Source organism: Xanthomonas sp. D-36-1 (genome assembly GCF_017746155.1).
Taxonomy (GTDB): Bacteria; Pseudomonadota; Gammaproteobacteria; order Xanthomonadales; family Xanthomonadaceae; genus Xanthomonas; species Xanthomonas cissicola.
The window spans coordinates 23,278-37,684 of sequence record NZ_JAGHWR010000038.1 but is presented as its reverse complement, the minus strand read 5'-3'; the positions used below and the strand labels follow the sequence as shown (position 1 = coordinate 37,684).

The 14,407-nt window shown below is 66.1% G+C and carries 13 protein-coding genes; 3 read left to right on the top strand and 10 right to left on the bottom strand.

The annotated features are described in order from the left end of the window. Positions 1-5: 5 nt before the first annotated feature. Positions 6-1,907: a signal peptide peptidase SppA gene (sppA, locus tag J7367_RS12450; RefSeq protein WP_057658596.1), complete on the top strand. Its 1,902-nt coding sequence runs from the start codon at positions 6-8 to the stop codon at positions 1,905-1,907. A gap of 395 nt (positions 1,908-2,302) precedes the next feature. Here sppA and J7367_RS12445 read toward each other — a convergent pair whose 3' ends face one another. After that, complete coding sequence (locus J7367_RS12445; protein ID WP_042805117.1) at positions 2,303-2,518, bottom strand: hypothetical protein; 216 nt, start codon at positions 2,516-2,518, stop codon at positions 2,303-2,305. Between the two features lie 292 nt (positions 2,519-2,810). On the opposite strand from J7367_RS12445, the gene J7367_RS12440 reads away from it, so the two are divergent. Continuing rightward, on the top strand, positions 2,811-3,587 hold the full coding sequence (locus tag J7367_RS12440; RefSeq protein WP_007964202.1) for an SDR family oxidoreductase: 777 nt from the start codon (positions 2,811-2,813) through the stop codon (positions 3,585-3,587). Positions 3,588-3,745: 158 nt separating this feature from the next. Here the strand turns inward: J7367_RS12440 and J7367_RS12435 are convergent, their stop codons facing one another. From J7367_RS12435 to J7367_RS12395, 9 genes are all read right to left on the bottom strand, one after another. Continuing rightward, positions 3,746-4,387: a hypothetical protein gene (locus J7367_RS12435; RefSeq protein WP_081027437.1), complete on the bottom strand. Its 642-nt coding sequence runs from the start codon at positions 4,385-4,387 to the stop codon at positions 3,746-3,748. A 23-nt stretch (positions 4,388-4,410) separates the two neighbouring features. Beyond that, the gene (locus J7367_RS12430) at positions 4,411-5,184 is read right to left on the bottom strand and encodes a hypothetical protein (RefSeq protein ID WP_042805303.1); all 774 of its coding nucleotides are present in this window, start codon (positions 5,182-5,184) and stop codon (positions 4,411-4,413) included. A gap of 225 nt (positions 5,185-5,409) precedes the next feature. Then, positions 5,410-5,973, bottom strand: a complete 564-nt coding sequence (locus tag J7367_RS12425; RefSeq protein WP_057658592.1) for a Sua5/YciO/YrdC/YwlC family protein — start codon at positions 5,971-5,973, stop codon at positions 5,410-5,412. Between the two features lie 10 nt (positions 5,974-5,983). Continuing rightward, a complete protein-coding gene (locus J7367_RS12420) occupies positions 5,984-8,476 on the bottom strand; it encodes a DNA topoisomerase I (RefSeq protein ID WP_057658590.1) in 2,493 nt (830 codons plus the stop codon). Positions 8,477-8,658: 182 nt separating this feature from the next. Next, entirely contained in the window at positions 8,659-9,933 is a 1,275-nt protein-coding gene (locus J7367_RS12415) for an RDD family protein (RefSeq protein ID WP_057658588.1), read from the bottom strand. A 41-nt stretch (positions 9,934-9,974) separates the two neighbouring features. After that, a complete protein-coding gene (locus J7367_RS12410) occupies positions 9,975-10,697 on the bottom strand; it encodes a pilin (protein ID WP_057658584.1) in 723 nt (240 codons plus the stop codon). A 40-nt stretch (positions 10,698-10,737) separates the two neighbouring features. Then, positions 10,738-11,211 (bottom strand): DUF494 family protein, encoded by a 474-nt coding sequence (locus J7367_RS12405; RefSeq protein ID WP_057658582.1) that lies wholly within the window; start codon positions 11,209-11,211, stop codon positions 10,738-10,740. A 42-nt stretch (positions 11,212-11,253) separates the two neighbouring features. Next, positions 11,254-12,399 (bottom strand): DNA-processing protein DprA, encoded by a 1,146-nt coding sequence (gene dprA, locus J7367_RS12400; RefSeq protein WP_057658580.1) that lies wholly within the window; start codon positions 12,397-12,399, stop codon positions 11,254-11,256. Positions 12,400-12,470: 71 nt separating this feature from the next. Further along, positions 12,471-13,607: a LysM peptidoglycan-binding domain-containing protein gene (locus J7367_RS12395; protein WP_057658578.1), complete on the bottom strand. Its 1,137-nt coding sequence runs from the start codon at positions 13,605-13,607 to the stop codon at positions 12,471-12,473. Between the two features lie 131 nt (positions 13,608-13,738). Here J7367_RS12395 and def point away from each other — a divergent pair, with 131 nt between their 5' ends. Then, positions 13,739-14,251, top strand: a complete 513-nt coding sequence (gene def, locus J7367_RS12390) for a peptide deformylase (protein ID WP_039568662.1) — start codon at positions 13,739-13,741, stop codon at positions 14,249-14,251. Positions 14,252-14,407 lie beyond the last annotated feature (156 nt).

Here is a 14,407-nt window from a genome sequence, read left to right as displayed (position 1 = left end):
TTTCCATGAATCACCCCGTGCGTCGCAATCCCATCGCCAGCTTCTTCGTCGGCCTGTGGGATGTGATGAATTTCACCCGGCGCCTGATTTTCAACCTGGTGTTCTTCGGTTTCCTGTTTTTGCTGCTGCTGGTGTTCATGGTGGCGCTCGCGCGTGGCGATGGCACCAAGCCGCTGGCCGAGCGCACCACCCTGGTGATCAACCCGGAAGGCGCGCTGGTCGAACAATTCAGTGCCGACCCGGTCAGCCGGTCGCTGGCCAAGGCGGTCGGCGACAAGAGCGCCGAAGAAGTGCAACTGCGCGACCTGGTGCGCGTGATCGAAGCGGCCGGCAAGGACCGCAAGATCGAGCGCGTGCTGTTGAACCTGGACAAGTTGCAACCGTCCGGATTCGCTTCCCAGCGCGAAGTGGCCGCCGCACTGCAGAAGTTGCGCGCCTCCGGCAAGCAGATCGTGGCCTTCAGCGAGAGCATGAGCCAGGGCCAGTACCTGCTCGCCGCACAGGCCAACGAGGTGTATCTGGATCCGATGGGCAGCGTGTTGCTGGAAGGTCTTGGCCGCTATCGCCAGTACTTCCGCGAAGGCCTGCAGGACAAGCTCGGCGTGGACGTGCATCTGTTCCGCGTTGGCGAGTACAAGTCTGCAGCCGAGCCGTATATCCTGGACGCGGCCTCGGCCGATGCCAAGGAAGCGGATCTGTTCTGGATGAACGATGTGTGGCGGCGCTACCTGGCCGACGTGGGCACCGCACGCAAGCTGAGCCCGGCGCAACTGGCTGCCGGTATCGACACGCTGCCCGAAGGCGTGGCCGCCGCCGGTGGCGACCTGGCCAAGTTCGCGCTGCAACAGAAGCTGGTGGACGGGCTCAAGACGCGCGAAGAAGTCGATGCGCTGCTGGTCCAGCGCGGCGTCGCCGACAGCGATGCCGACAGTGGTTTCCGCAATATCGGGTTCAACGATTATTTGAGCCAGCTGCAGGCGCAGCGTTCGCCCATGGACAGTCGCCCGCAGGTGGCGGTGGTCGTGGCGGCAGGCGAGATCAGCGGTGGCGAACAGCCGGCCGGGCGCATCGGTGGCGAGTCCACGGCGGCGCTGCTGCGCCAGGCGCGCGACGACGATGACGTGAAGGCGGTGGTGCTGCGCGTGGATTCGCCCGGTGGCGAAGTCTTCGCCTCCGAGCAGATCCGCCGCGAAGTGGTTGCGCTCAAGCAGGCCGGCAAGCCGGTGGTGGTGTCGATGGGCGATCTGGCCGCTTCCGGCGGTTACTGGATCAGCATGAATGCCGATCGCATCTACGCCGACCCGTCGACCATCAGCGGCTCCATCGGCATCTTCGGCATGGTGCCGAATCTGACCCGTGCGCTGGACAAGATCGGCGTGCACACCGACGGCGTGGCCACCACGCGGTTCGCCGGTGCGTTCGACATCACCCGTCCGCTGGATCCGGCTGCCGGCCAGGTCATCCAGGCGGTGATCAACAAGGGCTACGCCGACTTCACCGGCAAGGTGGCGCAGGCGCGTCACCAGTCGGTGGACGCGATCGACAAGGTTGCGCGTGGCCGTGTATGGAGCGGTGCGCAGGCCAAGGAGCGTGGATTGGTGGATGCGTTCGGCGGCATGTCCGAAGCGGTGGCCGATGCGGCCGACCGCGCCAAGCTGAGCCGAGGCAAGTTCCGCGTGCGCTATGTGGAAAAGCCGGCCACGCCGTTCTCGCAGTTCATGAGCGGGTTTGCCGGCAGCCGCATGGGTGCCTGGATGCTGAGCGACTCGGGCATGGCGCGCGCGCTGCTGGCCCGCTCGTTGCCGGAAGTGGACAGCCAACTGCGCTTTGTCGAAAGTGCCGTGCACGACAGCAAGGCAGACGGCACGCCGGTCAAGTCGCTGGCCTACTGCTTCTGCGGGTTCTGAGGCGTTGCGCTCGGTGAGCGAGTGAGGCATCGACACGCCGGCCATGTGCCGGCGTTGTTGTGTCTGCAGTCGGGAGATGCGGCGTTTTGAACGCACGAACGAAGCAGATGGCAGGACGCATGATTCAATCGTCTAGCGTTCAAGCTACCAGCTACCAGCTACCAGCTACCAGCTACCAGCTACCAGCCAATCAGCAACTAGCTATGACGCATATTGCGGTGAACGCCTGTGCAGGTTTGGCCGCCGTTCGCACAGGTATTTGCACATTGTTGCGCGGTCCACGTGCGCTTCTGCACCCACGTGCTGCTTGGTGCACCAACTCGTCCTGTGGCGGCAGCCCGCCACACGAACGCAGGCGCTTCAGGGCGCGATTTCAACCGGTCGCCGAGGTTCCGCTACTGCGTGGCGGCATCGATCGCCTTGCGCTGATCGTCGGCCGCCTGGTCGGTTGCGGCCTGCACCGCGTGCGCCTTGTTCAACGGTTGCTGGATGTGGTCGCGCAAGGCGGTGGCTTGCGGGTCGGGCTTCTGATCGGTGGGCGCGGGCTGCGGCCGCTGACAGGCGCCCAGCGACAACGCCAGACCAAACGCAAGCATCCAATGCATCTTCATCGTCGTGACCTCGCCTGGGGTGGCGTTATCCTAGAGCGTGTTATGTACGTTGAGGTGAGTGCGAAGCGCCACAGGACGCTTCCCGGCGGGTTGGCCGCCAGCGGCACGCAATGGGCGCCGCGCGGCTTGCCTTGGCACCGCCAAGCCGGCGCCGCGCAGCACCCGCTCCGCACCGCTGGCGGCCAACGCATCTCACCTCAACGTGCATAACACGCTCTAACGCCCGGGCCACGCATGCGCGTCAACTGCGTTGCAGCGGCCGTTTCCTGCGCTTTTGAAGAGGATCACCCACGTGACAACGCACCGTTGGCGGCTGGATGGACAGACCGCCCTCATCACCGGCGCCAGTGCCGGCATTGGCCTGGCCATCGCGCGCGAACTGCTCGGCTTCGGTGCCGACCTGCTGATGGTGGCACGCGATGCCGATGCCCTGGCGCAGGCGCGCGACGAGCTTGCCGACGAATTTCCCGAGCGCGAGCTGCATGGGCTGGCCGCCGATGTCTCCGACGATGAAGAGCGCCGCGCCATCCTGGATTGGGTGGAAGACCATGCCGATGGCCTGCATCTGCTGATCAACAACGCCGGCGGCAACATTACCCGCGCCGCGATCGATTACACCGAAGACCAGTGGCGCGGCATCTTCGAAACCAACGTGTTTTCCGCGTTTGAATTGTCGCGTTATGCGCATCCGTTGCTGACGCGACATGCTGCATCGGCAATCGTCAACGTCGGCAGCGTCTCGGGCATCACCCATGTACGTAGCGGCGCGCCGTACGGCATGACCAAGGCGGCGTTGCAGCAGATGACGCGCAACCTGGCGGTGGAGTGGGCCGAAGACGGCATCCGCGTCAATGCGGTGGCGCCGTGGTATATCCGCACCCGCCGCACCTCCGGGCCGTTGTCCGATCCGGATTACTACGAGCAGGTGATCGAACGCACCCCGATGCGCCGCATTGGCGAACCGGAAGAAGTGGCTGCCGCGGTGGGTTTTTTGTGCCTGCCGGCTGCCAGCTACATCACCGGCGAATGCATCGCGGTGGACGGCGGCTTCTTGCGCTACGGGTTCTAGCGCAGGCAACAAACACCCACCTGGTTTCGATTGGATGCGCATGGACGCAGAGCCGGCATGTTCATGCATACGCCGGTTCTGCACGCGTTTTCTTTCAGCAAATGGCGATTGCTCGCCCGCCGCAAAGACCTGTTGGCTCAATGACGCGACAGGCGTGTTCAGGGCGTGGCGGCCGGATTGGCGCAACGGCTCTCGTCGAGAACCCGGCGCATCTGCTCATAGCGTTGCCTGCGTTCGGCCGACTGCGCTTCATCGGAGAAGCGCCAGGTGGATTCGGCCTGCTCGGCGCGTTTGCGCCAGGCCTCGCACAGACTCTGGTCCGGCACCGGCGCGCAGCGGTCGGTGACCACCTCGCAGGCGCTGCCGCCACCAGTGGCCGGCCCGCCAGCCAGGTTGGTGGTCTGCATCGGCAGGCAGCGCGTGGCCGGCTCGCGGTCTTCGGTGAAGTAACGCCCGTTGTCGTGTGCGGTGCACTCGAACAGTGGCGGTGGTGGCAGTGTCGATGTCGAGGTGACTGTCGGTGCTGGCGGTGCGGCGGACGCAGCGGGCGCCGAGGCAGCCGCCTGCGCGGTAGCCCGTGGTTGCGCCGCTGGCATCGCATGTGGAGGCGATGGATTGGTCGCGCCGCCTGGCGCGAATGGCACTGCCGCCGGTGTGGTCATCAGCTTCTTCTGTTGTTGCATGCCCTTCGGGCACGGCATGTTCTGCACCGTCAGTGCGCCAGCCGGATCGGTACAGCGGTAGATGGCCACTTCCTGCGCGCCGGCCAGCGAACCGAGCGTCATCATGCCGAGCGTCATTGCGCCCAACAGCGGCCAGCGCCTCATGCGCCGCCACAGTCGCGTTGCTGGCGCGCCTCGATACCGCGCTGTTCGCGGCTGAGATCTTCGCGCTCGCTCTGCAGCGCGCTGTTGTAGCGGCGGATCAGCTCCCAACGGCGGTCGGCCAGCCGCGCGCACACTTCCTGTGCGGGCAGGGCGTGGCATGCGTCGCGGATCTGCACGTTGCCGTAAGGCACGACGACCGTGCCGCCGTATCCGCCACCGTTGTAACCGCCCTGATAGCCGCCCTGGTAGCTCTCTATGCCGAAGTTTGCGTTGCCGCGAATGCTCCCTCGTCCGGAGCCGCCCTGTACCGAAATCGCCGGACGCGGGTTCACCGAGATCGGGGGGCGCTGGATACCGCCACCGCCGCCGACCGGGGGGGCAATGGTATTGCCCACATAGGCGGGGCCCCAGGTCGGCACCCAGCGCGGATTGCCTTCCGGGCTGTCGCTGGTGTAGCGGTTGCCGTCTTCGGTGGTGCACTCGTACATCGGCTGTGGCGGTTGTACGGTGACGATACGGACTTCATGCGTGGGCGCTGCGGCGACCGGTGCCGGCTCTACGCGGGCCGGACGCGGTGGTGGGTCTTGCGGCCGTTGCAGATCCAGCACCTGCTGGCGACCGCTGCTGCAGGGCGCATCCTGCAGGGCGACGGTGCCGGTGCTGCTCACGCAGCGGTAGACCCGCACATTCGGGTCGGGTTTGCTCGCGGCGGTGGCGGCCGACGCAGGCAGCGACGCGGCGAGCAGCAGAACGGTCAGGACGGTGCGCATGGCCGCAGTGTGCGCGTCTGTGCGGCGGCCGCAAAGGGGGGCGGCTGAATGGTGTGCAGGGTCGAGGCGACGACGCGCCAGATGGCTGCGGCCTGCTGCCGAAGGGGCGGGCAGACGCCAGGTAGGCCGCCAAGGGCGACCGCCCGGAACATCCGGCATGGGACAAATGAACCGATGGACCGGCCGCGCTCGCCTGATGGCTGCGCGGTCGTTTCTCGGCCGCACTCAGTCGCGCAGGATCTGCCCGCTGCGTGCGTCGCGGATCTGGGTCGGCTGCGCCAGGGCGCCGGTCTCGCCATCTACCACGCCGTCGATCGTCGCCAGCAACGCCGGATCCAGGGCGGCGCGGCTGCGCGCTGGCGGCTCGCCGGCCAGGTTGGCGCTGGTGGACACCAGCGGCGCCCCCCAGGCCCCACACAGGGCCGCCACCACTGGATGCGCGCTGATGCGTACCGCCAGCCCGTCATGCTCACCGGTGACCCAGCGCGGCGCCCGGTCGGTGATCGGCAGGATCCAGGTGTGCGGGCCGGGCCAGCTGGTGAGCACGTCCTGCCGGCGTGCCGGCTCCAGTGCCTCGATGTCGACCCAGTCGCGCAGCACGTCCACGCTCGACGCCACCACGATCACGCCCTTCTCCACCGGGCGCCGCTTGATCTCCAGCAGCCGCATCACGGCCGCTTGCTGGCGTGGGTCGCATCCCAGTCCCCACACCGCTTCGGTCGGGTAGGCGATCACGCCGCCCTGCGTCAGTGCGGCGACGGCGCGTCCCAGGTCGACTGTGTCGGTCATGCTGCGCCTCTCAGCCTGCGGCCTTGCTCACGGTTTTCTTGACCACGCGCTTGGCGGCCTTCTTGGTGGCCGTCTTCTTGGCCGGGGCCTTCTTGACAGCGGTCTTGCTGGCCGCGGTCTTGGTCGCGGTCTTCTTGACGGCAGGCTTCTTCGGTGCCGAATCCTTGACCGTATTCTTCTTCAGGGTGGCCTTCTTGGCGCCAAAGCCCTTGCGTACCGGCTTGCCGGTGTCGGCGAGCAGCTGCTGCACTTCTTCGAACGTCAACGACGCCGGCTCACGGTCCTTGGGGATCTTGCCATTGAGCTTGCCGTCGCTGATGTATGGGCCGAAGCGTCCGTTGAGCACCTGGATGTCGCTGCCGTCGAATTCCTTGATCACCCGGTTGCGTGCGATCTCTTCCTTCTCTTCGATCAGGAAGACCGCGCGCGCCAGGTCGATGGTATAGGGGTCGTCTTCCTTCTTCAGCGAGGCATAGGTGCTGCCGCGGCGCGCGAACGGGCCGAAACGGCCGATGCCCACGCTGACATCCTGGTCCTTGTCCTGGCCCAGCGCGCGCGGCATCTTGAACAGCTCCAGCGCATCTTCGATGGAGATCGAATAGATGCTCTGGCCCGGACGCAGCGACGCGAAGGTGGGCTTGTCCTCGTCTTCGACCGTGCCGATCTGCACCATCGGGCCGAAGCGACCGATGCGTGCGCTGACTTCCTTGCCGCTGACCGGGTCGGTGCCGAGCACGCGCACGCTGCCGGCATCGGTCTTGTCCAGCGAGTCCTTCTTATCTTCGACCAATTCCTTGAACGGGCCCCAGAACTTCTCCATCAACGGGATCCACTCGGCTTCGCCGCGCGAGACCGCGTCCAGATCGTCTTCCAGATTGGCGGTGAAGTCGTAATCGACATAGCGGGTGAAATGCCCGGACAGGAACTTGGACACCGCACGGCCCACGTCGGTGGGACGGAAGCTGCGACCTTCCATCTCGACGTATTTGCGGAACTGCAGGGTCTGGATGATCGAGGCGTAGGTGGAGGGACGGCCGATGCCGTATTCCTCCAGCGCCTTGACCAGCGCCGCTTCGGTGTAGCGCGGCGGCGGCTGGGTGAAATGCTGGTCGGTGACGATGCGGTCCAGCGGAACGTTGTCGCCGGCCTTCATCAGCGGCAGCTTGCGGCCTTCGTCTTCGTCCTCGCTGCTCTTGGTGTCCTTGCCTTCTTCGTACACGGCCAGGAAGCCCGGGACCACCACGGTGGTGCCGCTGGCGCGGAACACGTGCTCGCTGCCGGCCGACAGATCCACGCTGACGGTATTGAGCGTGGCCGGAATCATCTGGCAGGCCACTGCGCGGCGCCAGATCAGCTCGTACAGGCGGCGCTCGTCCTCGGACAGGAAACGCGCCACCTGCGCCGGGGTGCGCAGCGCGGAGGTCGGGCGCACCGCTTCGTGGGCTTCCTGCGCGTTCTTGGATTTGGTGGTGTAGGCGTTGGGCTGGTCGGGTAGCGAAGCGGTGCCGAAGTCCCGCGCGATCACATCGCGGATTTCCGCCAGCGCGTCCTGCGACAGGTTCACCGAGTCGGTACGCATGTAGCTGATCAGACCGACCGAGCCTTCGTCGCCGAGTGCCACGCCTTCGTACAACTTCTGCGCCACCTGCATGGTCTTGCGGGTGGTGAAGCCGAGCTTGCGCGAGGCCTCCTGCTGCAGCGTGGAGGTCGTGAACGGCGGGGCAGGGCGGCGCTTGCGCTCCTTGCTGGCCACGTCGGTGACATGCAGCACGCCTTGCGCGGCCTGCTGGATGCGCAGGCGCGCCGCCTCGGCGGTGTCGCCGTCGGTCACGGTGAACTGCTCGAACTTCTGCCCATCCAGCTTGATCAGTCGCGCGCTGAACGCCTGCGAGGGATGCCGGCAATGCGCATCGATGGACCAGTATTCGCGCGGGATGAAGGCTTCGATCTCTTCTTCGCGCTCGACGATCATGCGCAGCGCCGGCGATTGCACGCGGCCAGCGGACAGGCCGCGCTGCACCTTGCGCCACAGCACCGGCGACAGGTTGAAGCCGACCAGGTAATCGAGCGCGCGGCGCGCCTGCTGCGCATCCACCAGGTCGCCGGCGATCATGCGTGGCTTGGCCATCGCCTCCTTGATCGCACGCGGGGTGATTTCGGTGAACACCACCCGCTGCATCGGCTTGTCCTTGAGCAGGCCGCGCTCCTTCAGAATCTCGGCGATGTGCCAGCTGATCGCCTCGCCCTCGCGGTCCGGGTCGGTCGCCAGAAAGATGTCGTCGGCACCCTTGGCGGCACGCGCGATGGCTTCGACGTGCTTTTCGTTCTTCTCGATCAGGTCGTAACGCATCGCAAAGCCGTTGTCCGTATCGACCGCGCCTTCCTTGGGGACCAGGTCGCGCACGTGCCCATACGAGGCCAGAACGGTGAAGTCCTTGCCGAGGTATTTATTGATCGTCTTGGCCTTGGCGGGCGATTCGACGATGAGCAGGTGCTTGGGCATGGTGGCAACTTCTTGGGGCGGAGCCCGGGGGGCGGGTAGCGTGGCCTAATTGGCCGGTCGAGGGAAGCGGATCGACCGTTTCCCACGCGTTAACGCCCGGGAAGGACTCCCGGGCGTTCAGTTCTCTTATTAGAAAGATCACGGCGGGCGTCGCCGTGTCAAGCGGCCAGCGCCGTGAACTGCTAGCGTTGGCTCATTCCGATCGCCGCCAGCATGAAGGCCACGACCACCACCGAGAGCACCAGGATCAGCCCGTAAATGGCCAGAACCACGATGGACACGGTATCCAGGCCTCTGGATTGCCGCTCCGGATGCTCGGTGAACGCCCAACGGTCCACGACCAGGGTGTCGCAGACCTTGTCGTGCGGGGCCTGCTTGCGCTCGGTCATGCCGGCCATGAAGGCCGCCACGATCACCCCGATGCCCAGGGTCAGCACGCTGATCAGCATGTAGGCCAGATAGCGCAGCACATTGCGCCAGAATCCGACCCGGCCGCCGTTGCTGTCGGCACGCACCAGCTTGATGCCGCAGGCCAGCTTGCCCAGGCTGGCCTGATGCCGGCTGGACTGCATCCAGGCGAAATACAGCGTCGGGATGGCCAGGCCGATGCCATAGGACATCACCACGATGGCGATGCCGAGCGCACTGCCGTCGTCCAGCGCCGAACCCGAATCGCCGCGCGTGGTGACGAGCGCCACCACGAACACCAGCGGAATCACGATCAGGTACACCGCAAAGGTGGTGATCAGGCTATCGAGAATGCTGGCGGCCACGCGCCGCCAAAGACCGGCGTAGACCACTGGCGCATCCTGCAGCGCCAGGCCTGCGGCGGGGGCAGCGGGGGCCGGGGCATCCCAGGCCCCTGGAGGTGGCGTGGCTGCCGTTGCCGTGGGGAATCCCGGTGGCGACGTCGTGTCCGAGGTCGTGGTCGGGATTGGATCTGACGCCAGCGGCGTGGTGGACCATGCCGACGGGTCCGATAACGGGGATGGATCGCGCGGCGGATGTAGTGGGGAGTCGATTGCCGGGTGGTGACCGGCATCGTCAGTCGCGCCGGCATCACCGGTGCCGGTGCTGGCACTCGCACCGGCAATGCCGCCGCCGGCAACTGCCGGCTGCCAGCGCGATGTCTCAGCGGCGTGGTCGTCGATCGGCAGGGGCGCCGAAGCCGAGGCTGTGGCCGGCGGGTTGTCGCCGGGATACGCTGCCGACAGTGGCGCATGGCGTGTCGCATCCGCCGGCATCGGCCCGCTGGCGTCCGGTGCCGCGGCCGGCGCTGCGCCGCCGAAGCCTAGCTCGCCCTCGACCTCGTGCAGTGCCACCCACTGCGCCAGACCTTCGCGCCAGACCAGGCTGGAACGGTCGACGATGCCCTGCGTCAGGCGCGCACGAAGCGTGTCCGTGTCCACCGGCCCCTGGCGCTGCCGCTGTGCGTCGGCGTAGTACCACTGCGTCATGTTGTCCCCTTAGCGTGTCGCGATCGGCATGCAGCAGGCGGTCAGCCGCGGCAATCCGGTGGAAGTTGGGTGTCGTCGATTTCGGAACTGCACCGCCAGCTGCCGGCATCCGCATCCAGCTCCAGCCACACGGCCTTGCCGTCGATTCTGGCCGACTTGGGCGCATGGAGCACGGCTTCGATGCCGCATTCGCTGCCCTCGAAACGGCCGATGCGCACGCTGCTCAGCCGCTCGCTCGCGTACTGCTCGGGTGGCTTGAACCCGGCGTCTTCATTGACCGGGCAGCGGCCTTCACTGGCCAGAAATTCGGTGATCTGTGGCTTCAATGCCGCCAACTCGCCGACCGCCTCGGCGGCCTTGGCGCGGCTCAGGTAATCGTTATAGGCCGGGAATGCGATCGCAGCGAGGATGCCGACGACGCCTACCATCACGAAGACACCGACTACCGCACCGAGCAATGCAACCAGCGGCCAGCCGGGGCGATTGCTGCGCGGCTGCGCTGGCGCGACGGACGGATGGGCTGGCATGGTGTACGCCGCGGCAGGCGGCAATGGCGGTGGAACCGCGCCCGCCCGCACATCAGTGGAAACAGGCGGGCCCAGGGTGTCGGCGCACGCCGACAGCGGCACCCAATGGTCCAGGCCTTCGCGCCAGACCAGCGTATCCAGGGCGATCACGCGATCGCGATACAGGCCCAGCAAGGCATCGTCGGCCACCGGGCCATGCCGATGGTGGTGGCCATCGGCGTAATACCAACTGCGCATCCCCGTTCCCCTGCACGCACATCCGTGGCGGCTTCAACGCTCAGTGTACGGGTTCAGGCTCGTCCAGGAACATCTGGGTTTCCATCCAGGCATAGGCCGCTTCCGCCCCGGGCTGGTTGAACAACACCATCAGTACCACCCACTTGAGGTCGTCCAGATCCAGTTCGTCCTGATCCAGCGCCATGGCGCGGTCCAGCACCAACTCGCGCTGGTCGGCGTCGAGGATGCGGTGTTGCTCCAGGAACAGCAGAAATCCGCGGCAGTCGACATAGAGCTTGTCCAGCTCCGGCCCGTGATAGATACGCACCGGCCCATCGACGTGCGGGCGCGCGACGCTGGGCCGCTGCTCGGAAAGCGCGTCCAGCCAATCGAAGGCCTTGCTGATTTCTGCGGGACTGAAACCGGCCTGGATCAGGCCATTTTGAAGCGAGTCACGGTCACGGACCAGGTCCGCGTCTTCGCTGAAGTAATGTTCAAACAGGTACAGCAGTACATCGAGAATGCTCTCTTTCATTGCCCTCGGCCTGCGTCGCGCGACGCTGTGGAGGTGAAGAAACTAAGGATTGCGGGTATAGCGACCGTGCTCGGTGACCACGTCTCCCTCCAGTTCCATGATGAGCAGCATGGAGGACAGCGTGGCGGCCGTCAATCCGGTGCGCTGCACCAATGAATCCATAGGGGTTGGGTCGTGGCCCAACGCTTGCCACAAGCGCTGGTAGTCGGGATCGGAGCGGGCAGGACCGGGGCCAGCGCTGGTCGTCGCCTTCCCGGGCAACTCAGTGGGGGCGGCCAGGCGCTCGCGCAAGGCGCTGGCCAATTGGCCAGACAGCTGGCCCAGTCCCTCGATGACCTGTGCGGGCTCCTGCGCCAGCGTGGCGCCCTGCCGGATCAGGTGATGGCAGCCGCGCGCGAGCGGATTGTGCAGCGAGCCGGGTAGGGCGAATACCTCACGGCCTGCTTCGGCCGCCAGCCGGGCGGTAATCAGTGCGCCCGAACGCATCGCCGCTTCGACCACCAGCGTCCCCAGCGCCAGCCCGGCAATGATCCGGTTGCGGGCCGGAAAGTGCGCCGCGACCGGGGCAGTGCCCGGCAGATATTCGCTGACCACTGCGCCGCGTTCGGTGATGCGATCGCGCAAGCCTAGGTGCCGCTCGGGATAGGCGACGTCGACGCCAGTGCCGACGACGGCCACGGTGATGCCGTCGTGCTGGGCCAGTGCAGCCTCGTGTGCGATCGCATCCACGCCGGCGGCCATGCCGCTGACGATGCCCAACCCGGCGCAGGCCAGGCTGGAGGCGAATGCGCGGGTATGATCGCGGCCGCCGGCAGTGGCCGAGCGGCTGCCGACCACCGCCACGCCTGGGTGCCAGAGGATGTTGGGGTCGCCGTCCACGAACAAGGCCATCGGCGGATTGGCGATATGCCGCAGCAGGGCCGGGTAATCCGGATCGCGCCAGCCGATCAGGTGGTGGCCGGGCTGTTCGCACCAGCGTAGCGCGGCCTCCAGCGCATGTAGATCGGGGTTCTGCAGCAGCGCAGCTTGCACCTCGTCGCATCCAGCTGCGCGCCACGCTCCCGGCCCGGCTGCCAGCATTTCGGACGCTGATCCGTACGAGGTCAGCAATTTTCGGCGGGGCGGGCTGCGGCCGCCTGCCAGCAGCAGGACCAGGAGTGCGCGCAGGTCGGGAGCGGTTTGGGCCATACATCCAGGCTAGGCCGCAAACGACGACGGCGCCCTCGGGCGCCGTCGCGTTGGTGCATCGGATCTTTCGCTTATTGCGCGTCAGGATGCTTGACGAAATAGCCCAGGCCGGTCGGCTTGACGCTTTCCATCACCAGCGCATAGCTGACCTTGTCGAAGGTGCGGAACACCATGGCATGCGAGGCGTACTCGTCGGGCAGGCCGACGGTGGAGCCGGACGGGCCGCTGAAATCGTCGTCGGTCCGCGAGAAGCGCGAGTGCTTGACGCGGTCGCTGACCGTGCGGCCCTTGCGCCAAATCGAGAACACCGTGCCGTTGTTGATGCCTTCGCGGGCGCCGCCGGAGATCGCGATCACATCGCGCGTGCCGCCAACGGTGAAGGCGTCGGAGATGGCCAGCACGCGCAGTTCGGTTTGCAGCGCCTGTTCCGAGGGCGGATGCGGGATGAACTGCAGATCGTACGGCTGCGCTTCGACCGCCACGATGCGATCGCCGGCGCGCACTTCGCGGCCGCTGTCCTGCAGCAGCAGGGTCGCCGCCTTGGAGTTGCCGCCCGCCGCGCTGCGGGTGATGGTGCCGACGTTGACCTGCGCCATCTCGTAGCCGAGGAACTCGCGGCGCGTGCTCGGCGCGATGAAGTTCTTCCAGATGTTGCCCGAGCCGGCGGTGATGTTACCGGCCATGTCCAGGTCTTCGTTGTGCTTGGGCAGGCTGAACTTCACGGTCGGGCGGACCACAGCAAAGCGCTGGCCCGGCTGGGCATTTTCCAGACCGACCACGTAGGCGACCTGGCCGGTGGTGGCACGCGTGCGACCGGCTTCCAGACCCACGACATACGGCAACTGGTCGAAGTCGTCGACCACGCGCAGGTTCTTCAGGAACGGCTCGACGTCGGCCAGCGGAATGGCGTTGATCGGCGCTTCCTGGCGCGGGCCGGGCTGGATCGTGCCTTTGCCGACCCGGTCCAGATAGGCCAGGCTGATCACGTCGCCCGGATAGATCAGGTGCGGATTCTGAATCTGCGGATTGGCTTGCCAGATTTCCGGCCACAGCCACGGTTTTTGCAGGAAACGCCCAGCGATGTCCCACAAGGTATCGCCCTTGCGGACCACATAGGTGTCTGGATGCTCGCCCACCGCTTGCGCGGCAGCGTAGGTCGCGACGGTCAGCATCGCCGCAGCGACGACCGTACGAAGTCGGTTCAACATAGGTGCCTTCTTGCCTGATTCCCCAACAGGTCTGCGCACTATAGTCTAGAAACCGGGGCGCCACGCAAGCATTGCGCTAGAATGACAGCGTCTTGCCGGCGCCGCGCCGGTGTTTCCAGACGGGTAACCCCATGGCTTTGCTCCCAATTCTTGAGTTTCCGGACCCGCGGCTGCGCACCAAGGCCGTGCCGGTCGATGCTGCCGAGGTCACCAGCCAGGCGTTCCAGACGCTGCTGGACGACATGTTCCAGACCATGTACGAGGCGCCCGGCATTGGCCTGGCTGCCAGTCAGGTGGACGTGCACAAGCGATTCATGGTGATCGACATCAGCGAGGAGAAAAACCTGCCGCAGGTGTTCGTCAACCCCGAGATCGTGAGCAAGCAGGGCGAGCAGTTGTATCAGGAAGGCTGCCTGTCGGTGCCCGGCATCTATGCCGATGTCAGCCGCGCCGATGCGATCACCGTGCGCTATCTGGACCGTCAGGGCCAGGCGCAGGAACTGCAGGCCGACGGTCTGCTGGCCGTGTGCATCCAGCACGAGATGGACCATCTGGACGGCAAGCTGTTCGTGGATTATCTCTCGCCGCTCAAGCGCGAAATGGTGCGCAAGAAGCTGGCCAAGCAGCGCAAGCATGTGGCTTGAGGGCCGGGATTGGGGATTCGGGATTGGCAGAAGCGGGTTTTTGCAGCGCTTTGAATCTGCTGGTGTCGCATCCTCGAATGCGAAGTCTGCTGCGATCTGGCTCATGGGCTTTGCCCGCGCATCGCGATACCGGCCAGTCTGCAGATGGATGGTCTT